At 48.6% G+C, this 25,075-nt stretch carries 20 protein-coding genes; 13 read left to right on the forward strand and 7 right to left on the reverse strand.

Going from position 1 to position 25,075, the window contains the following annotated elements:
- The 7 genes from FTO70_RS11605 to asd form a co-directional block, all read left to right on the forward strand.
- Window positions 1-269 (forward strand): transposase (locus tag FTO70_RS11605; RefSeq protein ID WP_255335924.1); only part of this gene is annotated, 269 nt, incomplete at its 5' end.
- Window positions 270-321: 52 nt separating this feature from the next.
- Entirely contained in the window at window positions 322-621 is a 300-nt protein-coding gene (locus FTO70_RS11610; protein WP_255335925.1) for a transposase, read from the forward strand.
- 498 nt (window positions 622-1,119) lie between these two features.
- A complete protein-coding gene (locus FTO70_RS11615; RefSeq protein WP_255335926.1) occupies window positions 1,120-1,422 on the forward strand; it encodes a hypothetical protein in 303 nt (100 codons plus the stop codon).
- 282 nt (window positions 1,423-1,704) lie between these two features.
- The gene (locus FTO70_RS11620; protein WP_255335927.1) at window positions 1,705-2,769 is read left to right on the forward strand and encodes a GTP-binding protein; all 1,065 of its coding nucleotides are present in this window, start codon (window positions 1,705-1,707) and stop codon (window positions 2,767-2,769) included.
- 274 nt (window positions 2,770-3,043) lie between these two features.
- Entirely contained in the window at window positions 3,044-3,352 is a 309-nt protein-coding gene (locus tag FTO70_RS11625; RefSeq protein WP_255335928.1) for a hypothetical protein, read from the forward strand.
- 254 nt (window positions 3,353-3,606) lie between these two features.
- Entirely contained in the window at window positions 3,607-3,789 is a 183-nt protein-coding gene (locus FTO70_RS11630; protein WP_011020483.1) for a 4Fe-4S binding protein, read from the forward strand.
- 93 nt (window positions 3,790-3,882) lie between these two features.
- Window positions 3,883-4,911 carry an aspartate-semialdehyde dehydrogenase gene (asd, locus tag FTO70_RS11635; protein WP_255335929.1) on the forward strand — a complete coding sequence of 343 codons (1,029 nt, stop codon included), beginning with the start codon at window positions 3,883-3,885 and terminating at the stop codon, window positions 4,909-4,911.
- 146 nt (window positions 4,912-5,057) lie between these two features.
- Here the strand turns inward: asd and larC (FTO70_RS11640) are convergent, their stop codons facing one another.
- The 4 genes from larC (FTO70_RS11640) to FTO70_RS11655 form a co-directional block, all read right to left on the reverse strand.
- A complete protein-coding gene (gene larC, locus FTO70_RS11640; RefSeq protein ID WP_255335930.1) occupies window positions 5,058-6,248 on the reverse strand; it encodes a nickel pincer cofactor biosynthesis protein LarC in 1,191 nt (396 codons plus the stop codon).
- A gap of 27 nt (window positions 6,249-6,275) precedes the next feature.
- The gene (larB, locus tag FTO70_RS11645) at window positions 6,276-7,082 is read right to left on the reverse strand and encodes a nickel pincer cofactor biosynthesis protein LarB (protein WP_255335989.1); all 807 of its coding nucleotides are present in this window, start codon (window positions 7,080-7,082) and stop codon (window positions 6,276-6,278) included.
- A 119-nt stretch (window positions 7,083-7,201) separates the two neighbouring features.
- Entirely contained in the window at window positions 7,202-7,783 is a 582-nt protein-coding gene (gene larC, locus FTO70_RS11650) for a nickel insertion protein (RefSeq protein WP_255335990.1), read from the reverse strand.
- A 217-nt stretch (window positions 7,784-8,000) separates the two neighbouring features.
- On the reverse strand, window positions 8,001-9,788 hold the full coding sequence (locus tag FTO70_RS11655; protein WP_255335931.1) for a hypothetical protein: 1,788 nt from the start codon (window positions 9,786-9,788) through the stop codon (window positions 8,001-8,003).
- A gap of 304 nt (window positions 9,789-10,092) precedes the next feature.
- Here FTO70_RS11655 and pyrH point away from each other — a divergent pair, with 304 nt between their 5' ends.
- The 4 genes from pyrH to FTO70_RS11675 all read left to right on the forward strand — a co-directional run bounded on the left by pyrH (window position 10,093) and on the right by FTO70_RS11675 (window position 14,049).
- Window positions 10,093-10,794 (forward strand): UMP kinase, encoded by a 702-nt coding sequence (pyrH, locus tag FTO70_RS11660; RefSeq protein ID WP_255335932.1) that lies wholly within the window; start codon window positions 10,093-10,095, stop codon window positions 10,792-10,794.
- Between the two features lie 317 nt (window positions 10,795-11,111).
- Window positions 11,112-12,197, forward strand: coding sequence for a hypothetical protein (locus tag FTO70_RS11665; RefSeq protein ID WP_255335933.1), 1,086 nt, complete (start codon window positions 11,112-11,114; stop codon window positions 12,195-12,197).
- A gap of 60 nt (window positions 12,198-12,257) precedes the next feature.
- A complete protein-coding gene (locus FTO70_RS11670; RefSeq protein ID WP_255335934.1) occupies window positions 12,258-13,373 on the forward strand; it encodes an ABC transporter permease in 1,116 nt (371 codons plus the stop codon).
- Window positions 13,366-14,049, forward strand: coding sequence for an ABC transporter ATP-binding protein (locus FTO70_RS11675; protein WP_255335935.1), 684 nt, complete (start codon window positions 13,366-13,368; stop codon window positions 14,047-14,049). The genes FTO70_RS11670 and FTO70_RS11675 overlap by 8 nt, the downstream gene beginning before the upstream one ends.
- Before the next feature lie 760 nt (window positions 14,050-14,809).
- Here the strand turns inward: FTO70_RS11675 and FTO70_RS11680 are convergent.
- Entirely contained in the window at window positions 14,810-15,733 is a 924-nt protein-coding gene (locus tag FTO70_RS11680; protein WP_255335936.1) for a ribose 1,5-bisphosphate isomerase, read from the reverse strand.
- Between the two features lie 117 nt (window positions 15,734-15,850).
- On the reverse strand, window positions 15,851-16,639 hold the full coding sequence (locus tag FTO70_RS11685) for a winged helix-turn-helix domain-containing protein (RefSeq protein WP_255335937.1): 789 nt from the start codon (window positions 16,637-16,639) through the stop codon (window positions 15,851-15,853).
- A gap of 1,666 nt (window positions 16,640-18,305) precedes the next feature.
- On the opposite strand from FTO70_RS11685, the gene FTO70_RS11690 reads away from it, so the two are divergent.
- Window positions 18,306-18,887 carry an FmdE family protein gene (locus FTO70_RS11690; RefSeq protein WP_255335938.1) on the forward strand — a complete coding sequence of 194 codons (582 nt, stop codon included), beginning with the start codon at window positions 18,306-18,308 and terminating at the stop codon, window positions 18,885-18,887.
- Window positions 18,888-18,901: 14 nt separating this feature from the next.
- Complete coding sequence (gene tsaA / locus FTO70_RS11695; protein WP_255335939.1) at window positions 18,902-19,318, forward strand: tRNA (N6-threonylcarbamoyladenosine(37)-N6)-methyltransferase TrmO; 417 nt, start codon at window positions 18,902-18,904, stop codon at window positions 19,316-19,318.
- A gap of 145 nt (window positions 19,319-19,463) precedes the next feature.
- Here the strand turns inward: tsaA and cobN are convergent, their stop codons facing one another.
- Window positions 19,464-24,710 carry a cobaltochelatase subunit CobN gene (gene cobN / locus FTO70_RS11700; protein WP_255335940.1) on the reverse strand — a complete coding sequence of 1,749 codons (5,247 nt, stop codon included), beginning with the start codon at window positions 24,708-24,710 and terminating at the stop codon, window positions 19,464-19,466.
- Window positions 24,711-25,075: the final 365 nt, after the last annotated feature.

Raw genomic sequence — 25,075 nt, forward strand, 5'->3', positions numbered from 1 at the left:
ATCCAAGGTTCTTTGTGACAGAAGAAAAAGCTCTTGCAAAAGTTCAGAGAAAGCTTTCCAAACTTGAAAAAGGAACACCAAAAAGAGCAAAAGCTTTGAAAGCTGTTCAACGTGTTCATGAAAGAATCGCAAACAAGAGAGAAGATTTTGTACAAAAAGTAAGTCTTAATCTGGTCAGAGCTTACGACTTGATCATATTTGGCTCTTCGTTGTTTTGTGTGGTAAGCCATCACAAAAACCAATGCGGGCTTGAAGTGAAAATCACCTAATCCATAGAGAATGACGAAGAGCCTCATATTTGAAGATCTTAATGTCAAAGGTATGACAAAAAATCATTGCCTGGCAAAGCATATTGCGGATGCAGCATGGAGTAAATTGATAACTATCACGTCTTACAAGGCAGAATGGGCTGGTAAACGTGTAGAGTTTGTCAATCCGTGTAATACGTCTCAAATGTGCTCAGGCTGTGGTCAAATAGTCAAAAAAGAACTATCAGAGAGAATACACAGTTGTCCTTACTGTGGACTGGTTCTCGATAGAGATCATAACGCTGCTATGAATATTCTGAGATTGGGATTACAATCTCTCCAGAATTCTGGTAGATGCCAGTCACTTCAGTGACGGGAGTAGTCACGGAAGCAATGCATACACACAAAAGGTGTTGCGCTATTTGAAGAGGAGACTATAACACAATATTACAAAGGTTAAATAACATTAGACCAATGATGTAAAATTAGAGAAGTGCAACAATATTAGAAAGAAGTAGTAGCATTATGTGTTACATATATTTTCAAAAGTATTAAATACCGGAAGGTCGTAGTATACATTGCGTTCTCATCCCTTTAACCCCACAGCGAACACTACTCCACACGAAAGAATGAAAACAGGGAATTAGGGAAATAAAAATAAAACCAACAAAAGCGCAACCACACATCGAATTCAATATTTTGTATCTCTTCCCAGAAAAAACTCTCTTGAATGCCGTTCAAGAATTCCAGGTTTTCTTGGGTGGGAACGCAAGTATTTCTTTTTTTAGAGCATCATAAATCAAAATCGTTATATACAGACCCTTCCAATTTTCAAAAATCGAATTAACCTGGTGGAAGGGAGACTCAAACAATGGAAGAAAAAGATGAACTTGACCTTTTTATCGATTCCCGGATAAAAACTGAGGAAGAACTGCTGCAGGAAAAGTGTGAGAAGACCTATAATGCGGCATCCAACCCTGTGCGCAGGGACATTATCAAGGCTGTCTGCTTCCTCGGAAAAAACATGGAAGAACTCCTTAAAGAAACCGGCCTCAGTGAAGTTTCCCTGAAGTTCCACACCGAGATCCTGATAAGCGCTGATTTCCTTTATCAGGACGAAAAAAAGACCTACAGGCTGACTGAACTCGGGCTGCGCGTGTTGCCTAAACTCTGAAGAATTTCAACCCCGATTTTTACCTCCAATTACCTCCAATTACCTCCAATTACCTCCAATTACCTCCAATTACCTCCAATTACCTCATTTTCACTTTATTTATATCTCATTTACCTCATTTTCATTTCATTTTTTTCCCAGCGTCAGTCAGAAGGATCTGCTAATTTTATATATATCTGTAAATATATTAGAATAATCATAGCGTCGGAAATAGAAATTTCACTGCATCACAGAAAAAGGGACAGAAAAAACAAAAAAAATGGAAAAAAGGACAGGAAAAACATGCAGGTCATGATCATAGGGGGTTTTCTCGGAAGCGGGAAAACAACCACTATTCTGAAATTAAGCAGGCAGCTCAGTTATGCCGGAAAAAAGATCGCCATCATAGTAAACGAAATAGGGGAAATAGGGCTCGACGGGGACATGCTCACAAGTCCCGGCATTGCGACTGAGGAGCTGACCAGCGGCTGCATCTGCTGCACCCTGAGGATCAGCATGCAGTATACCCTCCAGACCCTGGAAGAAGAGTTCAAACCCGATGTGGTCATAATCGAGCCCACGGGGATCGCCTTCCCGGGGCAGATAAGGGAAGAAATCGAGACAATGGGACTTTCCGAACTTTCCTTCGCCCCGGTGGTGACCCTTGTGGACCCTGGCCGCTTTGGAACAGAAGCAAAGGAGATTCCCAGGTTTATCGAGACCCAGATACGGGAAGCCGAAATCCTCTGCATAAACAAGGTGGATACTGCTCCCGGAGAGATAATCCTGGCCACGGAAAGGATGCTTCTGGAACTGAACCCCGAAGCCAGAATCCTCAAATTCTCGGCAAAACTGGGAGACGAACAATTCGAAAGCCTATACGGATGCCTTGACCTTCAGGGACAGGAAAAGCCAAGGCCAGAGAAACTAAATTCCGTGGAGCTTTCGGAGGTCTCGGCTTACTCTGTGGGGTATACCCTTGAATCCGGCCTCCTTTCTCCCGAAATAAGCATGGCCCTTGTAGAAGAGAGCCTGAAAACCATTCGGGACAGTGTAAAGGAAATTAACCCGGACTTTGTGGGGCATGTAAAGCTCTCGGTAAAACTCCCGGACTCCATGGTCAAGGGCAGTGTGACATCCTCAAAGGAATCCCCCCAGGTAGAACTTATCCTTAACCGGAGAAGCAAGGAACCTGAGATGAGGCTGCTTTCCGCCATAACCAGGGTCCCGAAAGAAAAGCTTACGGGAATTGTAGAAAGCACTCTTGAAGAAAAACTCCGGGAAGCAGGGGTCCCTTTTGAGAAAAAGGAACAGAAAGAACACGGGCACGGAAGCGGGCAGAACCTTGTAAAATTAACAAGGGCCTGAGCAAAGGGAAAGAGATCTGAACCCGCAAAAATAAAAGGAAAGATTGGAAGGGCCCTTAAACTGGCCGGCATACCCAACAAATGCCTTACTTCAATCGTTCCGGAACATTTAAAAATATCGGGACTTAATTCCTCAAAAACCGGTTAATCAAAAAACCGGTTAATCAAAAAACCGGTTAATCAAAAAACCGGTTAATCAAAAAACCGGGTTATCAAAAAACCGGTTAATCAAAACCAATTTAATTAAAAACCAAAACAGAAAAAGGAGTTTCCACATGAACGAAGACGTCGACGAACTTGATGCCTATCTCGCCAGGCAGGGGGAACCTACTGAAGGCGAAGCTGTCAAACAGGAACACATCATGATGGAAAAGGTTTCCATAAATCCCGCAAGGAGAAAACTCCTCAGGACAGTGGGGGTCTTCGGGAAGACTGAAGAGGATCTGAAAAATGAGTCAGGGTTAAACGATTTCTTTTTCAAGTTCCATATGGATTTCCTGCTCAAGGAAAATATGCTGAAATTGGAAGACGGGATGTATCGCCTGACAGATTCCGGGATTGCCATGCACGACTCCGTGTGCTGAGAAAGGAACAGGCATTCGTTCTTATGCCTTTCCGGCCTTTTTTTCCATATTTTTAAAAATATAATTTTTGGTAGCGTGCGCCCCTTTCAATGCGAATTCAGGAGACATGCTTTTTGCTAAAAAGCGATAAGTTTTTATGTTTATCTGAGTAATGTCGCTATGACTAAAGTTTTCGATATTCTATGGAAGTTTCAAAAACGCCCCTACTAATTTCCAGGACATATATCGAATAATCAAAAGGAGTGTGAAGAAATATGCCAGCGATAGTTAATGCAGATGAATGTTCCGGATGCGGAACCTGTGTCGATGAATGCCCCTCCGAGGCAATTACCCTTGACGAAGAAAAGGGACTCGCAGTAGTCGACCAGGATGAATGTGTAGAATGCGGTGCATGTGAAGAAGCATGCCCGAACCAGGCAATCAAAGTAGAAGAGTAAAAACAACGGTCATCATGGAATAATTTTTTTATTCCATTTTTCTTTTTCCTTTTTATCGAATTATTTCTTTTCTCTCCGGAGGTAGCTTTTTAAATGGTAGCAGTTAAAGCGGGTATTTTAGGCGCCACTGGCGCTGTAGGGCAGAGATTTGTAGAAGCACTTGCAAACCACCCCTGGTTTGAGATCACAGCCCTTGCAGCATCCGAAAGAAGCGCCGGCAAAACATACAAAGAAGCGGCAAACTGGAGGCTTGACACCCCCATGCCGGAAAGTGTAGAAAACCTAGAAGTTGTCCCCGTAGACCCGAGAGCTGTGGATGCGGACGTGGTCTTTTCGGCCCTTCCTGCAGACCTTGCCCTTACAGTTGAGCCCGATTTTGCAAAAGCCGGGTTTGCAGTGGCAAGCAACGCTTCGGCCTACAGGATGGAAAAAGACATCCCTCTTGTTATACCCGAGGTAAACCCCGATCACCTGGGACTCCTTGAAGTCCAGCAGGACACACGGGGCTGGGACGGGTACATTATCACAAATCCCAACTGTTCCACCATCGTCATGACCGTGACCTTAAAGCCCCTCATGCAGTTCGGGCTTGAGACTATCCAGGTCGCAACCATGCAGGCGATTTCAGGCGCAGGCTTCTCCGGAGTTGCCGCAATGGCAATCTACGACAATGTAATTCCTTACATAGGAAGCGAAGAGAAGAAGATGGAAACCGAAACCTTAAAGCTCCTCGGAGAGTTCAACGGTTCCGAAGTCCTGCCTGCGGACATAAAGGTAAGCGCCTCCTGCCACAGGGTCCCCGTGGTTGACGGGCACACCGAAGCCATCTGGGCCGGAATGAGAGACAACCCGACCCCTGAAGAGGTCAGGAAAGCCTTCCTGGACTTCGACCCGAAACTGGGAGAACTCCCCTCGGAACCGAAAAGGTCCCTTATCGTAAGAGACGAAGCAGACAGGCCACAGCCGCGCCTTGACCGCAACATGGGCAAAGGCATGAGCGTTTCTGTCGGCAGGATAAGGGAAGGAATCCGCTATATCGCAATGGGCCACAACACCATCCGCGGAGCTGCCGGGGCAAGCGTCCTTAATGCGGAACTCCTGCACTCCATGGGCAAACTCTGAAATAATCAGTAAAAATATTCTCAAATCGAAAATTGGAAAGTAAAAGGCCGGATTTCAGGCCTTTACTTTTCTCTCAATTCTTTTCTCTTAGTCCTTTTCTCTTAGTCCTTTTCTCTTAGTCCTTTTCTCATAGTCCTTTTTTTAGATCAGGCAAAAAGCTTCCTCGCAGTCTCTTCGGCCCTGCGCATGACCTCTTTTACCGGGACTCCGCTCTTCCTTGCAATCTGCTTGCAGTCCTCAAACTCGGCAGAGATATTGAGCAGGACACCTTCCGAGTCACGTGCAATTTTGACCGCCGTTTCAAATTCCTGCCCCTCAACCTCAAAGCTTATTATCTCTATATTCCGGGCTGCCATCAGCCTGTGCCTGGTAGGGACCACTCTTATCCCCAGAGAGCCCGTCTCAACAATTATTTTCCGGGCAAGCTTTGCACTGTCCTCAGGTTTTGCTATGACTTTGATAACATGGGCAGGCCTGCCTTTTTTCATGGTTGCAGGAATAATAGCGACATCCCTGGCTCCCATCGCAAGCAGTTCTTCAAAGAGGTTGCCCAAAACTTCCCCGCTCACATCGTCGGCATTGGTTTCAAGGACTTCGATCATGTCAGGGATCAGGCAGGAGTCAAGTTCCGAAAGTACGCCCTGGAGCACGTTCGGGCCCGGAAGGTCGGCATCCCCTGCCCCGTACCCTACTGAAGTTACCCTGCCCTGGGGAAAAGCCTCGACAGGCCTTGCAAAATGGGCAAGGACAGCTGCCCCGGTTGGAGTCAGCAGCTCTTTTTTCACGTTGCTGCCCTTAAAGTAGAGCTTGCCCCTCCTGAGAATTTCAAGGGTTGCAGGGGCAGGCACAGGGAGAGTCCCGTGGGCGGCTTCGATAGTGCCGCTGCCCACATTGATAGGGGTGCAGTAGACTGAGTCGCAGCCCAGGGCATGGACGGCTGCCGAGGAGCCGATAACATCGGCAAGGGCGTCGCTCTGTCCCACTTCATGAAAATGAAGGTCTGCAAGGTCGCTTTTCCCGTGGACGGCAGCTTCGGCCTCAGCCATCTTCAAAAAGATGTCAAGGGCACTTGCCTCCACTTTAGGGGGCAGTTTTGCGGATTTAACCATATCCACAAGTTCCGGGTATGTACGGACCGCCTCTTTTTCGGGCACATTTATCCGGACATCCAGAGCTTTTATGCCCTTTTTTACCACTTCCCGGACTTCCATGGAGACGTCCACGGAAGCTTCCACCAGTTCCCGGACATACTCCCGGTCAGCCCCGAGGTCAAGGGCACACCCGAGGATCATGTCCCCCGCAGCCCCCGAAAAAGGATTGAAGATCAATGCTTTCATGGGAATTCCTGTACTCTTATTTTCAATTTATTCCTGCGGATCTTTATTTTCCGGTTTTGCCCCGGCCCCGGATGCGTCTGCAATCATGTTGGCAATCCGGGCTGCGTAAGCCCCTGCCACAAAACCGGCATCGATGTTCACCACGGCAAGGATGGAACAGGACTGGAGCATTGACAGGAGAGCCGCTTTTCCTCCCCCGCCTGCCCCGTAGCCGGTGGACACCGGAAGCCCGATTACAGGCACGTCTACAAGCCCGGACACTACGGTCGGAAGCGTCCCTTCCCTGCCTGCGGCAACAACGATCGCTCCCGGATTCCTGGCTTTGAGTTTCTGGAGTTCGGGGATCAGTCTGTGGATGCCTGCAACCCCCACGTCGTAGACCGAGACGACCTCGCACCCCATCTCGGAAGCAACGACCCCGGCCTCTTCTGCTGCAGGGATGTCAGCCGTGCCTGCGGAAATTACCCCGACTACCCCGCCTGTCCTCGGGGCAGGAGTCCCGTCATGGACCACAACTGTGCGGGCGCGGCTGTTCCATTCAAGTTTATCCGGGGAAAAGGCCGCTTTCAAAGCTTCCAGGTGGGAAGCCGAAACCCGGGTGATCAGGGCCCTCCGGCTCTCCGAAGCCATGATCCTTGCAATCTCCACAACATCTTCAGGCTCTTTGCAGTCGGCAAGGACAGCTTCCATGATCCCGGTCCGGTTCTTCCTGTGGGTGTCTACCTTTGCAATGCTAGAGTAACTGACAAAACCCATGGACCGGATCTGTTCTTCCGCAGCTTCAAGCCCGATTTTTCCGTTTTTGATATCCTGTAAAACCTTTGCTAGATCCAGAGGGACCACCTTCCAAGCTATGGACATTTTAAGATAATAACTTCCACGATAAAAATATTCCAGAAAAAGAACTACTTTTTGAAAAACCCGTAAACCCGAAAAAGGTTAAAAAACAGGAATTAGTTCCTGAAACAGGTTTTCGCCTTATCCGTACAGCACAGTTTTTTCGAAACAGGAGCCAGAGGAGAGACTGTCCCTTCTTCTGCCTGTTCACCGAAATTCAGGGTGAAGTCCTTTATACCCTTCAGGGCTTTTCCTTCGATAAGCTCTTTTAGCTCGTACATTGAAAGTTCGAGGCCCGCCTTCCGGACACTGGATGCCAGTTCCCTCAACTCCTCATACTCCACCCGGGCAGAAAGAGGCTTTTGTTCTTTTCCTATAACTACCTTTACATTGACTTCCCCCTCCCAGAGAGGCAAATCCTCTTCGTCCCTTAAGGAAAAGTAAAGTTTTATTAGTTCATAGGCAAAGGGGTAGTGTTCGGTCTTCAGAACCCTGACACCGAGAGTGCCGGTCTCAAGGGCCATGAACTCAGCAAGGGAATCAAGGGCAGCATCCCCGCTGTCAATAAGGAAAATATATTCGCTCCGGCCCTTCTTTGTAAAAGCGGGCACTACATGTACATTTTTAGCCCCTAGTTTCATCAACTCCTCAATCAGGTAGGGCACCTGGTCGCAGGTAATGTTGTCAACATTGGTCATTAACAGCAAAGCAAGCCCTCCGGAAAACTTTTAGAAAGAAAAATTGAGAGGGCAGAGATGGAAAGGGCAGCAAATGCCTGAAGAGATGGATTTCTTTCCTCTCTGCCGAAGTAAACCGTTTTTCCTTTCTGGATTGGTGGGGTTCAGATATTTTTCATGGATTCCATTATCCTGAGGAATTCCATTATCCTGAGGAATTCCATTATCCTGAGGATGTTCAGATGCCTTCCATAGACTCTATTATCCGGACTGCAAGTTTTGCAACGTCAAAAGCTTTTTCCCGGGCTCCGGGGATTGCAGCAGTACCGGCTTTTCCACCCTTTTCAGCAAGCTTTGCAGCCTCTTTTGGATCAAGTATCTTCATTGCTGCAGCCACGGCTGCAGGCACGGTGATGTTGATCACGGAGTGGCCCGAAAGCTGCAGTTCACAGACAGGGATGGCTGCCAGGGGTATGATCTCCAGGAGGTCCTGCTTGTCGTTGAATATGGCATCAGGGATCACGGTCTGTCCTAGCCCGCGGAGCTCGAACTTGTTCCCGTCCACGGTCACGTCCACGTCGGCGTCCGTGTCAAAGCCGTAGTAAGAATTCGTGAAGGGGTGGTCCCTGCGGGCTCCACCGACCAGTTTCTTGATTTCAATCTTTAGTTCATGGCCGGTCATGGCCCCGAGCATAGCTGCGGCCCTGGTCTCAACGGTTGTCTTCCGCTCGATGTCAAGTTCCCGGACAACGTCTTCCACTGACTTTCCGGCCTTCAGGTCATCATAGGCTTTCTGGGCCCTCCGGAAAATTGCAGCCGAGCGCACGCCGTCGGTCCCGAGGATCATTGTACGGGTAACCGGACCTCTCCTGACCTGCTCGGTCTTCCGGGAAATGGTGTTCAGGGCAACAGCAGCAATTTCGGGGTCCAGCCATTCGTTCTTTTTGACTTCCGCAATTATATCTGCAGCTTTTTCGACGTCAGATTCGCATTTGATCAGGGCTCTCAGGGCGATGATACAGTCTCCGGTCATATGTCCAAGAGGAGGCATGATAGGGCCGCCGGAGAAACCTGCTCCTATCTGGACTGATTCCTGGAAAGCACAGAGCATTTCCCCAAAAGACATCATTCCGACAACGGTTGGGGCACCGATGTCCTTTATAATGACTCCCAGGTCTCCTACAAGCCTGGCGGAATCGTATTCTTCGCCTGTTCCCCTCATGTGGAGCTTTTCCGGAATACCTGCGGCTTCACAGGCAGCCTTTCCTGCGAGGTAAGCACTGTTTACGTCAAAGAACCCTCCGTACTCTTCACCAACGAAAGCGTCAGGATGAACGATTTCCAGGGATGCCGCAGCCCCAAGGATTGCCGAAATGACCGGGCTTGCGGAAACTCCTGCTCCCCAGTAAGCTTTCATCATCGCTTCGGTCCCGATTTTTGCCGCGTTCATGGCGACTTCAGGGAACCCGATATCTTCACCAAGGGTGTTGTGCCCGTAGAGCGGACCTCCGGCAACGCCCAGGGGAAGTTTGCGCCCGTCGATCCGGGTAAGTTTTCCTTCCTCCATGGCTCTGTAGATTGCCTGGACCGCTGCAAAGCCCGAGACCTTGTTGTTGGACTTGGGAGTCGGGACTGAAATGACCCCTGTCCTGTCCGCGCCTGCGATCATGCGGGCAAGAGCCCCTATCTTCCGGTTCCCTGCAGGGACCCCTGCCTGAGCATTGGAACCTGCAAAGTAGCAGATGCTGGCGGCAAAAAGGGCGGCGTTTGCCGGACTTGCCCCCGCTTCCCTTGCGGCTTCGATCCCCTTTTCGAGTACATGGTCAATTTGAAGGCTGCCGCTATCCTCATCCGTTAGCTTGATGTTGGCGCCCCTGAAGAGCTCGGTAGCGATGGCATTTGCAGCGCACATTGCGCCGATGTTTGTCATTCCATGGCCTTTGGTAAGGGCTTCGATTCTGTCGTTCGTAAGGTTCTGAATACTGGAGACCGCAGCCATAACCGCAGCACATACTTCGTTATTCAAAAAATGTTGCCTCCTTCAAAAGTAAAATTGGGATTTATTTTCCCTCAATAGTTTAAAATTAGTCACGTAAATAGTTATCCATTAACACTGTTACAACCCGGAATAAATTAATATTAAAGTTCAAAAAATAGGAAATCAAGAAAAATTGAGTAAAATATTCGGTGTGAACCCCATAAAGGCTTAACTTAAAAAGGCATCGTGGGCCCTGTCGCAACCCGGAGATCTAAAAACAACGCGAAACAGGAAAGATAAAATATTCAGCGATACATTTAAAAATCCGAATCGTTAATGTGTAGAGATCATCATGCTCATAGTACTCTCATTAGGCGGTTCAATACTTGCAAAAGACCTTGATTCGGATCGTTTTTTAAAATATGCGGAAGCTCTCCGGAACCTGTCAAAGAAGCATACGCTGCTCGTGATAACCGGAGGGGGGGAAGCTGCCAGAAACTACATCGGCGCAGCCCGCGCCATGGGAGCCGATGAAGTAACCTGCGACTATATAGGCATCGAGATCACTCGCCTGAACGCAAGGCTCCTTATCGCTGCTCTCGGACCCGACGCCTACCCAGAAATCCCGGCCAGCTACCTTGAAGCCTCAAAGGCCCTGGGCTCCGGAAAGATAGTGGTCATGGGAGGAATCACCCCTGGACAGACCACGGACGCGGTTTCGGCAATCCTGGCAGAATTCCTGCGGGCAGACCTGCTGACAATTGCAACCTCCATTGACGGAGTTTATTCCGCAGACCCGAAAAACGACCCCAGCGCAGTGAAATACGACAAAATCTCTCCTGAAAAGCTCATCAGTATCGTCATGGCAATCGAGATGAAGGCAGGCTCAAAGTCCCCGGTAGACCCCGTAGCCGCAAAGATCATCGAACGCTGCAAACTCGATACCCTCGTCCTGGACGCAAGGGACCCAACCCTGCTTGAAAAAGTCCTTAACGAAGAGGCAGCCAAGAAGTCCCCTATCCCCGAAGGAACCTGGATCACGGCCAGGAAATAAAAGGCAGGAAAAAAGATAGCATAAACAGGCTTAAAAAGAAGGCAGAAAAAAAGACTTAAACCCCTCCCCCTCCGGAACATCAAAACTTAAACATAGAGGTTCCGGCATATATTATACTGCATTCACGTTTCAGAGAGCCAGGCGGAAAATCCGGCCCTGGCCGCCTGCAATTTTCAAAAGAGGAGGACCAGGGTTTGAACCTGCCGGGAAAAATGAACTTTTCAAAACCAGAAGCATTTATTTTCTGTTTCTTTGTTTTATCCGCACTTCTGACCGCCTTTTTCATTGCATCCCCCCCTGCCGCAGGAGCGGAAAATATGGGATATGGGGAAGTAAAAGCATCAGAAAATGAAGAAACTGCCCTTATAACTTACTTTTTTTCCGACCACGACATCTGCGATGCCAGGGTCCTTTTCAGAGAGCCTCTTGAAGACGCCTCTCTCCGCTTCACCCTGAGCTCCGGAAAAGAGGTCCTGAAATCCGAAACCCTGCAACTGGGCCCTGTGGAAGAGGGACAGGAAGTCACAAAAATCCTCTTCTGGGGGCTTCCCGAAGACTTCGGAAAAGAACGGGACTCCTACACGGCCCGGATCTTCGTTGAAAACGGGAATGAGACCCTTGAGACCCGGAAACTCTCCTTTTCTTACAGGAACGCGGTCCTTTCAAACCTCAAGGTCCTGGACTTTTCCGCAGACTCCGAAAAAGCCTCGGCCCTGATCAGCCTTGCGAGCCCGACAGGTTTCGGATACGTGCAGATGCCGGAGCCTGGCATGGTAGACCTGGACTTAAAACTCCTTACAGGGGGAGAAATCGTCTACTCCGAAAAACTGGAAAACATCCCGGTGATGGACGCTTACTACAAAGCAATTTACTGGCCTTTCCTCCTTGAAAAGGGCAGGAACTATACGGCCCTCCTGAAGGTCCGCTCTCACTCCCCTGCCCTTACCACGGCTTATATCTCGGAGTTTGAGGCTGAGGAAAAAGTGGAAATCCTGGACGCCGACGTGGACGTGGATGAGTACGGGGCCAGCGTCACGGTAGTAGGAAAGTCCCAGGTGCCTTTTGACGGGATTATAAGAGTGGTGCTGACTCCCGAAGGAGGAGAACCGCAGGTCTTTGAGGAGACAGCCGACATCCTGACCGCAGGCAAGGAAGATACCGTAGGGATCATCTGGCAGGGGGCTCCCAGGGGTGATTACAATGTCATGATCTACGTAATTAACCCGGAAGGCGAAGTCCTGGACAGCTATGAGACAGTGCTCCGGGTCTTTGAACCTGTGGCGGTTGTAACTCCTTCGGAAAAATCCCCGGCTTCCGGCCTTCCGGCAGTTCTCGGGATATTCCTCTGCTCTGGAGTTTTGCTCGGGAGAAAAAAGGAAAAGGGCAGGAGAAGAGGAAGATGAGGAGGAAAATGAAGGGCCCCAGAACCTCGAAATGCCCTGAAATCCGGAAGCGGGATTGACATGCTTGACCTGATAATCCGAAACATCACGAACCGTAAAGTCCGAAGCGCCCTTACCATCTGCGGGATCGCCCTCGGGATCTTTGCGGTCATTGTCATGGGTGCCATGTCGGAAAACTTCCACCAGACCTTCGAGCGTTCCATGAGCGTGACCAGCGACAAGATCAGGGTCTTTGCGGAGAGCGGGGTCTTTGGAGGAGGGCTTACGGACAATAAGGTCAGCGACGTCCTGCGGGTTGCCGGGGTAAAAGATGCCTACGGGCTTTTGATGACCACCTTTGACGAGGACAAGATGGGGATGACCGGAAAACAGATCCTGGGCGTCCCCCCGGAAAAGTCCAGTGTTGCCCTCTACCCCGTGGAGTTGAAAGCGGGCCGTTATTTGAACCCGGGCGACTCCTACCACGTGGTGGTGGGAAACAACATCAAGAGGGAGTACGAGCTCCAGGTTGGGAGCAAGTTCGAAATCCACGACAAGTACTTTACCGTTGTCGGGATCCTTGACTACACGGGCTCGATCTTCGACAACGCCGTGATCATTCCCCTTAAGACTGCCCAGGACCTGTACAACGTGGGAGACTCCGTGTCCTATATCTTTGCCGTGCCCGATGAGCGGGTGGACGCCGAGATGCTCTCAAAGCGCATCGAACTCAGCGTCAAAGGGACAAGCACCCTTTCCCCCGGGGAACTCGAAGTTCAGGCCAGGCAGTCCTTTATGATCTTCAGTGTGATTACCATCAGCTCCGGGCTCCTTGCCGCAATTATCGGAGGCCTCTGCGTTATGAACACCATGCTCATGTCCGTGGCCGAGCGGACCCGGGAGTTCGGGATTTTAAAAGCCATGGGAGCCGAGACCAGGGACATCCTGCTCCTGACCCTTGGAGAAGCTTCCTGCATGGGCCTTTTCGGAGGAGTCCTGGGAATCCTTGTGGGAGTGGGATCCGTATTCATAATGAACACCTGGCTTGCAAAGACCAGGATAGTGCTCTTTTTGATAACCCCCAGGCTCCTTGTGATTGCCATGCTCTTTGCCCTGTTGATCGGGGCTCTCTCAGGCCTCTATCCTGCATACCGGGCCTCGAAGATGAGCCCGATGGAGGCGTTAAAACATGCCTGAAGAGCAAGAAATAATCCTGAAAATCGAAAACCTTTCCAGGACCTACACCCAGGGAAAAATTCCGGTCCATGCCCTGCGCTGTGCCTGCATATCCGTAAGAAAAGGAGAGCTCCTTGCCATCATGGGCCCCTCGGGATCCGGGAAGTCAACCCTGCTGGCCCTTGTCGGGACCCTTGAGAAAGCCAGCGGAGGAACGGCTGTCCTGGACGGGACGGACCTGACAAAGGTACCGGAAAAGCTGCTTCCCCGTGTGAGGAGGGAGAAAATCGGGTTTGTCTTCCAGCACTATAACCTGATCCCCACGCTTTCGGCCCTTGAAAATGTAGAACTTGCAATGCGCTTTTCCGGAGTGCCTAAAAAAGAGAGGAAGCAGAGGGCAAAGGTACTTCTGGAAGAACTGGGCCTGGGAGAACGGCTGGACCACAAGCCTACAGAACTCTCGGGAGGAGAACAGCAGCGCGTCTCCATTGCCAGGGCCCTTGCAAATAACCCGGCCCTCATCCTTGCCGACGAGCCCACGGGAGAAGTGGACTCAAAGACCAGGGACTCCATTATCCGGATCTTCAAAGAGTTAAGCACAAAAGGGCAGACGATTATCGTGGTCACCCATGACCCGGAAGTTGCAAAAGAATGCACCCGCGTGCTCCGGATCACGGACGGGATGATTAAAGATTGAAAATAAAAGACTAAAGATCAAAGGTTAAAAAGTAAAGATAAAAGGGCTTTGTAGAAAACCTCTCGGAATCGGCCTCAAGAGGCGGAAGATAAAAATGTAAAAATATTAAATAGACCAATCTTTCAATGAAGTTTCAATCCACAGAAAAAGGATTTAACCCGACTAATCCGACAGGGCAGCTGTAAATTACCCATTATACGAGTTACCCCTAAAAACCTTTTTTTAATCTGCTTTTCAGGTACCGACACTCTCACCGGTCGTCTTCGACGACCGGCTTTTCCAGACAGTACTTTGCATAAATAAAAATAGTGTTGGGCGACCGAAAAATATAGTACGATGACTAAAAAGGTCATTGCAGTGACTGAATAAATACAGCCGGATGACTAAAAAGGTCATCCTGGCGACTGAAAAGTAAGTTATAGAAAGCAGGATATCGAAAGCAAGATGGCGAAAGTAATGTGTTGAAGGTGGGATCTCAAAAGTAAGATGTCGTAAGCAGAATATCGAAAGCAGGATGAAAAATCAGAGTGAAGGATTTCCTCTCCATCATTTTTTTATAAGCAATTTTACTCAGTGAATTAGGAAAAGGCCGCCCGCTGAGGCGGGCGGTGAGAGAGCCGGGAACGATATGAGTATAAAGCCCTGACTTAATTTGGGTCAGGAATCGGTCACACTCCGGGCTTTTCCAGCAATGCGGCAGGATTTCTACGGGGCCGATAAAAGATAAAGCCCTTCTTGAATCCAGCTGGAAACCAGACCGTCAAAGGTCCCCGAGTTCCCAGCCAAGATGCTCTTTTATAATCGTGTAGGCCATGGCAGGGGGGATGATCCCTACATCGGTTATGATCATGTCGATGTATTCGGCAGGGGTGAAGTCAAATGCCGGGTTTTTCACCTTCACGTAAGGGAGGTCTGCCAGAATTGAAAGGTCGATTACTTCTTCTGCAGCCCTTTCTTCGATTTCGATCGGGTTTCCGACGATGGTGCTCGGGCTGAACTTGTAGGTTTCGGCAGCGACCATGAAACTTTTCCGGGCTTCGTGAGCCGCAAGGGCGAGCTGCGAGGTCCCTACCTTGTTCACCAGGGCTCCATTTGCAGCAATCGCATCAGCTCCCACGATGACCTTGTCCACCTCTTTCATATAGTAGCGCACCGCCGAGTCCACGATAAGGGTTGTAGGGATCCCGAAACCGTTCAGGTGCCGGATGGTTAATAAGCCCTGGCGGCGGGGGCGGCTTTCCGTGGCAAAGACCGAGATATCCTTTCCTTCCTCAAAAGCCGTTGTGATAATCGAAAGGGCTGCATGGGAGTTGCAGTGGGTCATGATGACGTCCCCGTCCTGAATCCTCCTGGCTCCCATTTTTCCGATCCTTTCAAGAGCTTTATCGGCTCTTTCTATAAAACGGGAAGCATTTTCGAGGATCTCCTGCCTTGCTTCTTCCACATTCCCGGAGGAGTAGCGAGAAGAGAGCTTAACAGCGTTAGGGAGGGAGACAGCTGTCGGGCGGGTGCTGATGAGGAGGTCAGAAACTTCCCGAATTCGGGCACTGAAATCCTCCATTGAAGCTGCCTCAAGCCCTGCAGTATAATCCCTGATGGCTTCAGCCGCAGCTTTTGCAATCCTGCCTGCACCCCGGATTTCCATTGTCCGGATCTTTTCCGCAGTTTCCTGAACTTTTTTCATAGTGTACAGGATAGAAGGGGTCCGATTTATAGGTATCTTCCGGCTTCTGCAGGCATCCGGCAGGCAAAATCGGATTTCACAAAAAACAGGTTTCGCAAAAAACAGGTTTCACAAAAATCAAATTTCCGTTATTTCTTCTGACATGTCCCTGTAATAAGCAAAAAGGTCTTCTCCCCAGCGCAGGGCTGCAGAGTCAAAACTCAAGACGTCTTCTCTGTGGTCAAAGGTCCCGTCAAAGAAAGGGAGGGAAAGGGAAAGAAAGCGGTCAGTAACCACATGGGCGAACTCTATGTTTTCCCTGCACACGTAGAAGCTGCTAGTTCCTGCATCCAGGAATGCCCGGAATTCGGCCTGGAATTCCTCCTTAACCCTTTCAAAAACAGACTCCGTTACAAGGAGTGAAACTTCCCTTCCACTTTTTGCAAAATCGGTGAAGAGGACCGGGTACATAGGATGGAAAATAGAGGCAATGCCGTTTATGTACCTTGATTCTTTAAGGTTTTCCACAAATTCCCTGTGGGGATCAAAGAGGCGGGTCCTGTCGGGAGGTTCGGAAAAAGTGCAGTTCACAAGCTCATCAATCCTGTTCAGGAGGGGAGATGGTATGCATTCGATGGAATGTGTTGCCCAGAACGCATAGTTATTCCCGAAAACATTTAAAATGTCCACCATGTCCCGCATTTTTCCGGTTATGGACTGCCCAAGAGGGGACAAACTGTAGACGTCATTTTCCTTGAGGACAATGTTCCTATCCCTCAATTTTTTAATCTGGGGAAGGATCGCTACCGGACTGACACCAAGGGAATCCCTTATTTCATCCATGGTTTTCGGGTTCTCCTCCAGGAACAAAAGAAGACTTTTCCTTTTTTCGGAGAGGAAAATAAGTTCAAGTAGCGTGTTATTCATGACTCCTCGATATATAGTAAACTTTTAATAAATATCTTTCGTAATTGTGCCACAATTAACCTATTCCAAGCCAAAAATATACCTTCTTCAGCCCATAAAGCCGGGCAATGAAGGGATGAAATAATCCTGAATGGAATAATCCTGAATGAAAGAATCATCAGGAAAAATCCACGAGGAAATATAGAAAAAGTATAAAAAAATTCAGAGAATCATTCGGGGAGTAGCCTGGAAAAAGCAATGGAAATCTGAAAAAAGCGAGGAAAAACAGAAGGCATCAGAATTGCTTTTCAATCCCGGAAGGCGGGATTTTAAGGGTGCTAAATAATTTAATGGGAAGAAAATTTTAAAATCGTTTAGGTTATATACCTCCGTAACATAAAGAGAAAGTCGACGGTTAAGAGTTAAGGGGTTTTTCTCTTAATCGTATGGGGTTGAATCACACAATTGGGAGCCGAATCAGAGGTGGCATAAAGGCTCCCAATCAAGAGGGAAAAATTTTAAAAGGTTCTATTTCATAACATACTCTGCAACTATATAATCTTTTTGAATTGTTAAACATTTAAAAGAATGATATATGACGTCGAATAAAAATATATGACTTATCCGGCTCTTTCTCTTTTCTACTCATTTGCTTAGTTCCACTCATTCCAACCATTTTGCATTTTTTTCCAAATGTTTCCCACCATATCTGTAGGCAGTCGGGTGGAGATTTGTAGGGAAATACACAGGATAAGAATGATCAGTTATGAAAGAAGAAGACAGTTATGAAAGAAGAAGACAGGTATGAAAGAAGGAGCAGTGTGGGGTTTTCGAGGAAAAGATCATATAAAATATTTCAATTGCGTTGAAATTTTAGAGGCAATTAAAATATTTGATGCTAACAAAAATTAAAAGATATAGTAAATAATTTAACGTCGTTCAATATTTGAATAATAATGAATATTTTATGTCGTTTATGTTATATATTTATAAACCGTAGAAAAAGAATGTAGATTGAGAGTTTAAAGGGTTTCCTCTCAATCTCATGGGGTTGGATCATCGATAGGGGCCTCTGGACGGGAAACAATGGGTCCCTATCTACTACTCAAAAACTATCGTGAGGCTTGAATTCTTTTCTAATTGGAGCTCTTTTATTTGAAATTCTTTGATCTGGAATTTCTGTTATTTGAAGTTTCTTTTATTAGAGAGATATTATAAATTTCCATTCCCATGACCCCACATATTATGAAATCATAGAGCTTGATTCAATAAACCATAGTGCTTGCTTCTAATGATTAGACTATTTTCCGCAAGTAACTAAGTATTTCACCCCTTGACCCGGCCGTAAAGCCAGGTTTCCCTGAAATTCTTAATACAATTAAAATGAACTATTTTTTATAAGTAATTGATCATAAATAAAACTTGTGAGTGAAATCGCTGATTTCAAAAAAAGAGAGGAAGATCAGGAGACGAATAGAGGAGATCCGGACTGTTACCCGATTATTAGGTCCAGAAGTCCTTTTATTAAGAGGTCTCTTTTATTAAGAAGTCCTTTTTATTACTATAAACATCATTTGTAACATGAATGAAATACAGAATTTATAAATATTATCCGAAGAATACGAAACAGTCACATAAAAATTAATCACAGATATCCTGAAATAAATAGGAAGTAGGAGATAATAACTTGGACTTCGATACCGCTGCGAAATTTCACGGACACGTCTGTCCCGGCCTCTCGATAGGATACAGGGTGGCAACGCTTGCTGCCGACCGCTTCAAAGACCGGAGTGAAGATGAAGAACTTGTAGCCGTCGTGGAAAACAGGTCATGTTCCGTGGACGCCATCCAGGTTGTCAACGGCTGCACCTGCGGAAAAGGAAACCTTATCTTTAAGGACCACGGGAAGCACGTATACACCTTCTTCAAGAGAGGAGACAAAAAAGCCCTGAGAATTGCCCTGAGATCCGACGTCCTGCCCCAGGATGAAAGGCACACGGCTCTTTTTGCAAAACTGAGGGCGGGCACAGCAAGCCCGGAAGAAGCAAAGGAATTCAGGACCTCGCATGAAGCCAAGAGCCGAAGAGTGCTGGAGATGCCCGAAGAAGAGCTCTTCTGGATCTCGGAAGTGGAAAATGAACCCCCTGAAAAAGCAATAATCTACCCAACCCTGATCTGCAGCGAATGCGGGGAAGGTTTCATGGAACCCCTCGGCAGGGTGAAGAACGGAAAAATAGTCTGCATCCCCTGCTTTGAAGCAATAAAATGAGGCAGGGTAGAGAAATGGATGAAAAAGACCCTGAAACCATAGAATTTGTCCCGATAGGCTACGTGGAAAACGACTATACTGAACCGGCATATGACGAAAAAGTCTACCAGAAGGTTTCAAAGATTGTCCTCAGGGAAGAACTGACAGCGGGGCTTTACAGGATAGAAGATTTCGAAAAACTGTACATCATCTTTAATTTCAGCAAATCAAAAGGTTACGAACTTGTACAGCGCCGCCGCTACGACGGGAAGGTCTCAGGCGTCTTTGCATGCAGGAGCCCACACCGCCCCAACGGGATCGGCCTGACCCTGGTCGAGCTTTTTAAGGTTGAGGACAACGTCCTCCACGTAAAGGGCCTGGACGCAATAAACGGGACCCCGGTCCTGGACATAAAACCTTACATAAAAGAAATAGAAGAAGGCACGGACTGAAAGAAAAGTAAAATAGGGAAAAAAGAGAAAAAAACAGAGAAAACGAGAAGGGCTTTTTTAGTAACTGAAAAGAAGCATTTTATCCCGAAAAGAAGAGAAAAAGGGAAAAAATCCCTTTTTCAAATTTTACTTACATCTTTTTTGTTTACATTTTCTTCTTCCGCATCCCCAGGTAAATTCCGCCGGCTGCGACCAGTACGAAGAGGGTTCCTACAATGTCGGCGCCTGAGAAGGATATGCCTCCTTCATCCTCATTTTCTACAGACTCTTTTGTCATCTCATAGCCTTCCACATAATTCGAGTCAGCAGATTTCGGGACAGCGGGTGCAGGTTCAGGGGAATCAACCCCATACCCGGCATCACTCTGGACAAGGGTCTGGTTGCTGCCCTCTGCACTCCGGACCACCGGAGTAGAACTACCTTTATTTCCGCTGCTGCTGTGTTTTTCAGGTTTATCTTGCTCAAGCTGCTGCTTTGTAGCCGCTTCGATTGCATCGCTGAAACCGGGCACAGAGACAAGGCCTGCAACATAGCTGTTGAGGGTCGGGTTTCCGCAGGTGTGGTGGCAGCAGGTGACCCCATCGTTCACAACGGATTCTGCATATTCCGCAGCCAGGCTTTTGAGGACTTCATCCGAGGCGTCCCAGTTGCCCTTGAGTGCAGTCTCCAGCATCCGTGCAGTTATGGCCTGGTAGGCATAGGGATTGCTGTCCTTGAGCCAGTCGCTGAGTTCCTGGTCACCGACATAGGTCTGGTACACCCGGTTCCAGACATCGTCGCTGATGAGGTCAGGGTTTACGGCTTCCCAGCCCCAGAGGTTTTCAAGGAAATCCGCCATCTCGGCTGCCCCTGCATACCCGTTTTGCTGCATCCCCTCAATCCAGGTTGGGTTGAAGTACCTGGCATACAGTTCTTTTTCAAGGAAAGAACCGAGGGTTTCCACCATTTCACTGCCAGGTTCCCGGAGATTGAAGATAAAGGATTCGGGATACTCCCCCCCGGATGCGTACTTTACGGCAAGGTTCAGGCCTCCGAGGTACTGGAAAAACTCGTCGGTGTCCAGGACACCGTAGGTATTCGAACTCCGGCTGTGCAGGGTGACCTCAACATCCCTGAGGTTGTCTGTGAAGAAGGCTTCATTTTCAAGCTCTTCACATCCCGTAAAATCTGCAAGGCTTTCGCCCCAGATGTATTCGCCGTAAGCATTGCTCATCTTGCTGATGTAAAGTTCGGCAAGCTCATCCGTATCGTTCCAGGTGTTGCTTGCAGAAACCACATTGCTCATGCCTGTACCGTATGCCCCGTCTGCAGGCCCGAAAATTCTGAGAGTTGCAACCTGCCAGGAAAGGGTCTCGTTTTGCAGGGTCTTGTTCAGTTCGGAAGCAAGGGTTTTCGTGTTTTCAAGGACATAGTTGGGGTATTCCTCAGTGCCCGGAAACTCGGACCCGTCACATACAGTCCTCACCGCATAATCGATCAACCGAATGTTGTTCGGGTAAGTGTCCCTGTACAGCCCCGAAATCTGGACCATGACGTCAATACGCGGCCTTCCGAGCTCTTCGTCCGGAATGAAGACCAGGTCGTCGTAGCTGTCAAAGTCCTCGTCCTCATCTTCAAAGTCCGGTTTGACCCCTAGTAGGTAGAGGATCTGGGCTTCCATGACACCCTCATTGCGGGTAGTCTCCCCTGCCCAGAGGACATAAGCAACCTTTTGCGGATAGCTGCCGTTGTGGCTTTCCCGGTACTGCCCGAGCATCTCATCAGCCATCTCGGTCCCGAGTATCCAGGCTTCTTCGGAGGGAATTTCTTCAGGGTCAAAGGAGTAGAAGTTCCGGCCCGAAGGCAGGGTATCCGGGTCCCTTACAGGGTCTCCCCCGGCATTCGGTTCGATAAACCTGCCGTCAAGGGCTTTTAAGACCTGGTTGATTTCGTCCTTGCCCCCGGCAAGCAGGGCCGCATATGCACCGGCTGTTTCAAGGTCTGCAGTAAGGGTTGAGTTCTCGCCGCAGTTCAGCACAAATGCCTGGGCCCCTGCAGGGCTGCTGCCCTGCAGAAGGACACATTCAAGAAGGGCGAATTCGGCCTCATCGGAATTATTGTATCCGGAAAGAGCCGGGTCAAAGCAGAACTCGACGTGGGCTTCAAAAGGCTGTCCGAGCATGGAGTTTACCATCCCGACCAGTTCGTCTCCTTCAGGGGACGTCCCGAGAACATGCAGGCCGTAGGGCATGGCGGTGCTTTTGAGTTCTTCGAGAATGTCTCCGAGCTCGTCCAGGAAAATATCCTCAAAGACCTGGTCATCTTCGGCAAGGCTCATGTTCAATTGTTCATCCAGGCCCAGTTCTTCGGTAAGGTTCAGGATTTCTGCCTTATGCATCTCCACTATTTCTTCTTCCATGCCCATATCCACGGAATTCGTGTACTCAAGGACGGCTTTGTCAAGCTCTGCGTATTTCCCGTAAAGCCCTGCTTCGAGGACCGGCGGTATGAGATGGTCAATAACGACGGCATTTCCCCTGCGCTTGGCCTGGATTCCTTCCCCGAGCCCGTCCATTACGTACGGGTAAATTACGGGAATATCGCCGTTCATCAGGGCCGGCCAGTCCTCGCAGGAGAGGAAGAACTGTTTTCCGGGCAGCCATTCCACGGTCCCATGCCTGCCCATGTTCACCATGGCATCAGCCCCGTATTCATTTTGGAGCCAGAGGTAAAAGGCGATGTACTGGTGATGGGGAGGCAGGTCTTTGGAATGGTAGAGGGCATCATTGTCCTGCAGCCAGCCCCTGGTAGGCTGGGGAGCAAGGATCACTCCGTCTCCGACTTCGATTTTCGGGATTACGAGGAATTTCCCACTCTCGTTTTCATAGACCATAATCTGCCCGGGAGCTTCACCCCACTGGGAAATTACTTCCCGCTGCCGCTCTTCAGGCAGGGCTTCGAACCACTCACTGTAAGTAGAATTGGGAATAAGGGCAACGTCCCCTTCATCAACCAGCCGGTCAAGCTCCCCCGGAGCCCAGGTCCCTATATTCGTGCCCTGCACCAGCATAAGGTCCGTGAGCTCGCTCCCGTTCGGGATGCTGGCAGAGTCCACGGCATAACCCGCATCAGCCATTCCCTCAAGGAGATTGCAGATGCTCGGGGCAACATCAAGGTAAGAAGCTCCTATCCCGTCCTTTCCGCAGCCGTGGTTGTAATAGATAATCGCAACCTTCTTTTCGGCTTCCGGGGTCCTTTCCGGGGAAAGCTCGACCTGGGCCAGGGTGCGGTTTACGAGCCACTCAACCTGCCCGGGAACGGAAACGTAGATTTCTTCCTCGGTTTCAGGATCAAGATCGATAGTAGAAATCATGATAGGGTCAATGAACCCGTACCATTCAGGCCTGTAGATCCTCATCATGCTGTCAGCCGGAAGAGGGCTGCTGCTTTCGTTCCATTCCGTGTAGTTCAGGTAACCGTTCAGGACTCCGTTGATAAGGGGGATGTCCAGCCCTTCGGTGTCAAAATAGTTCCCACGGTACGTAAAGGAGATGAGGGCGTCCACGTATGTCTCGGTCTCGTTTCTTATGAAGGGGTCACAGGGATTGGAGGAATCCCCGTAGAAAGTAAGCACGTTAACGCCCCTGGACTCAAACTCCCGGATGAGGGTATCAAAAGGCTCTATCCTGTTAGGGTAGTAAGAGACATAAAAAGCCATTCCGATGGTAGGGGCGCTTGCATTGTAACGGTGCCCGCCGTCCTCCCGGTTTGCATACCAGGCAAGGTATTCCTCGTAACTTTCGGCAAAATAAAGCTGTGAGCCGTTAACAAAGTCAGGATGATAGATCGCTCTTGCAGGAGGGCCTATGGGAGCTTCCGCGTTCAGGTCCTCTCTCCCGTAATATTCATTTGCAAGGTAGAAAACCATATAATCCAGGTTCCGGTCATCGGCAGCCAGGTTCGCCCAGTAACCCTGGAGATAGGCTTTCAGTGCAGCTTCATCTTCAAGCCCTGAGGGGACATAAGGGATATTATCAGGCAGTGTCGTTGTCTGGCCTATGACCACCGCACCGTTTGCAATTGCCTCTGCAATATCATCCTGCAGCACGTCAGCACTTTGCGTGAACATATTGATGTAAATAATATCCATGCTGCCGAAATCGATCTCATTGTGGCTTTCCAGGTTATTGGGCGTAAAATAACTGACAGTGAGGTTCAGGTCACTGTTACTGTTAAGCCTGTTTACCGCAGTCTCAAGCTGGAAGTCGTACCTGTACCCCGTGATAATCGAGACGTTCAGGTGAGGGCTGTTTGAGAGGTCTGTATACTTTTCTTTTAAAAGCACGACCGTAGCGTTACCTTTTGAGGTACCCTTCGTAGTAACGGTGTAACCGGAAAGAGAAGACCTGTTAAGGTAGCCCAGTACATCAGCAGGTTCAACAAGACTCTCGGAACTGATGGTAATATTTACGTCACTCAAATCGCTGCCGTTTAAAACAGCATCTCCATCGCCTGTGTACCACTGCCATGTTTTGTACATTGAAGAATAGGAATAACAGGCAGAAAGCAGCGCATATTCACCGTTGGGAAGGTCTTCGAAGAAATAGTGACCTTCGGAATTGCTGGTGGTATTTGCCATTAATTTCCCGGAACCGTCCGTAAGGACAACGGTAGCATTAGCTTTGGGGGTGCCCTTTGTAGTAACGGTGTAACCGGAAAGAGAAGACCTGTTAAGGTAACTCAGTACATCAGCAGGTTCAACAAGACTCTCGGAACTGATGGTAATATTTACGTCACTCAAATCGCTGCCGTCTACAAAGGCATCTCCATCGCCTGTGTACCACTGCCAGGTTTTGTACATTGAAGAATAGGAATAACAGGCAGAAAGCAGCGCATATTCACCGTTGGGAAGGTCTTCGAAGAAATAGTGACCTTCGGAATCGCTGGTGGTATTTGCCATTAATTTCCCGGAACCATCCGTAAGGACAACGGTAGCATTAGCTTTGGGGGTACCCTTTGTAGTAACGGTGTAACCGGAAAGAGAAGACCTGTTCAGGTAACCCAGTACATCAGCAGGCTCAACAAGACTCTCGGAACTGATGGTAATATTTACGTCACTCAAATCGCTGCCGTTTACAACAGCATCTCCATCGCCTGTGTACCACTGCCATGTTTTGTACATTGAAGAATAGGAATAACAGGCAGAAAGCAGCGCATATTCACCGTCGGGAAGGTCTTCGAAGAAATAATAACCTTCGGGATCACTGGTGGTATTTGCAACAAGTTCATACTGAACACCTTCACTTCCGGATGCGGGAGCCGAAACCAGAAGCAAAAGCAGTAAAAATACCAATCCAAAAACTTTAGCTTTTTGTGCAGGGTTTTTTAGTACCTCATTTCGAATTCTTTTCATTGTATCTCCTCATGAAAAATTGGTTATGTAAGTCCTGGTGTGGGCTGGAACACCATGCTCGGGATTGCAAAGAGACGGTATCCAAAAAACTAAACTGCCTTCCGTATGAGATCCGGAGAGGGAGCACAGCAGGGAAATACAGTTTCGTACGGACACGTTTCCTGGGGCTGAACGCAAGTTTACTTTCAAAAAGCCAAACGAATGCCTGAAGAGGTCAACCAGTAAATTATTGATACATTAACCATTAAGAATGTCTCGTTTTTTTGTGACAGTAGATCCCACCTTTTCCAGTCAACAGTCTCCACTTAGGGAACAACTCAAGTTGAGTTGATTTGTCATATAATCCCTATTTTTTGGGTAATGTT

This window comes from Methanosarcina sp. KYL-1 (genome assembly GCF_024372725.1).
In the GTDB taxonomy this organism is placed as follows: Archaea; Halobacteriota; Methanosarcinia; order Methanosarcinales; family Methanosarcinaceae; genus Methanosarcina.

Coding starts and splice junctions, on each gene's coding strand:
- FTO70_RS11670 (WP_255335934.1), top strand. CDS start 12,258: ATGCTTGACCTGATAATCCGAAACATCACGAACCGTAAAGTCCGAAGC.
- tsaA (WP_255335939.1), top strand. CDS start 18,902: ATGGATGAAAAAGACCCTGAAACCATAGAATTTGTCCCGATAGGCTAC.
- FTO70_RS11625 (WP_255335928.1), top strand. CDS start 3,044: ATGAACGAAGACGTCGACGAACTTGATGCCTATCTCGCCAGGCAGGGG.
- FTO70_RS11630 (WP_011020483.1), top strand. CDS start 3,607: ATGCCAGCGATAGTTAATGCAGATGAATGTTCCGGATGCGGAACCTGT.
- FTO70_RS11685 (WP_255335937.1), bottom strand. CDS start 16,639: ATGAATAACACGCTACTTGAACTTATTTTCCTCTCCGAAAAAAGGAAA.
- FTO70_RS11665 (WP_255335933.1), top strand. CDS start 11,112: ATGGGATATGGGGAAGTAAAAGCATCAGAAAATGAAGAAACTGCCCTT.
- FTO70_RS11615 (WP_255335926.1), top strand. CDS start 1,120: ATGGAAGAAAAAGATGAACTTGACCTTTTTATCGATTCCCGGATAAAA.
- asd (WP_255335929.1), top strand. CDS start 3,883: ATGGTAGCAGTTAAAGCGGGTATTTTAGGCGCCACTGGCGCTGTAGGG.
- FTO70_RS11620 (WP_255335927.1), top strand. CDS start 1,705: ATGCAGGTCATGATCATAGGGGGTTTTCTCGGAAGCGGGAAAACAACC.
- FTO70_RS11675 (WP_255335935.1), top strand. CDS start 13,366: ATGCCTGAAGAGCAAGAAATAATCCTGAAAATCGAAAACCTTTCCAGG.
- cobN (WP_255335940.1), bottom strand. CDS start 24,710: ATGAAAAGAATTCGAAATGAGGTACTAAAAAACCCTGCACAAAAAGCT.
- FTO70_RS11610 (WP_255335925.1), top strand. CDS start 322: ATGACAAAAAATCATTGCCTGGCAAAGCATATTGCGGATGCAGCATGG.
- pyrH (WP_255335932.1), top strand. CDS start 10,093: ATGCTCATAGTACTCTCATTAGGCGGTTCAATACTTGCAAAAGACCTT.
- FTO70_RS11680 (WP_255335936.1), bottom strand. CDS start 15,733: ATGAAAAAAGTTCAGGAAACTGCGGAAAAGATCCGGACAATGGAAATC.
- larC (WP_255335990.1), bottom strand. CDS start 7,783: ATGACCAATGTTGACAACATTACCTGCGACCAGGTGCCCTACCTGATT.
- larC (WP_255335930.1), bottom strand. CDS start 6,248: ATGAAAGCATTGATCTTCAATCCTTTTTCGGGGGCTGCGGGGGACATG.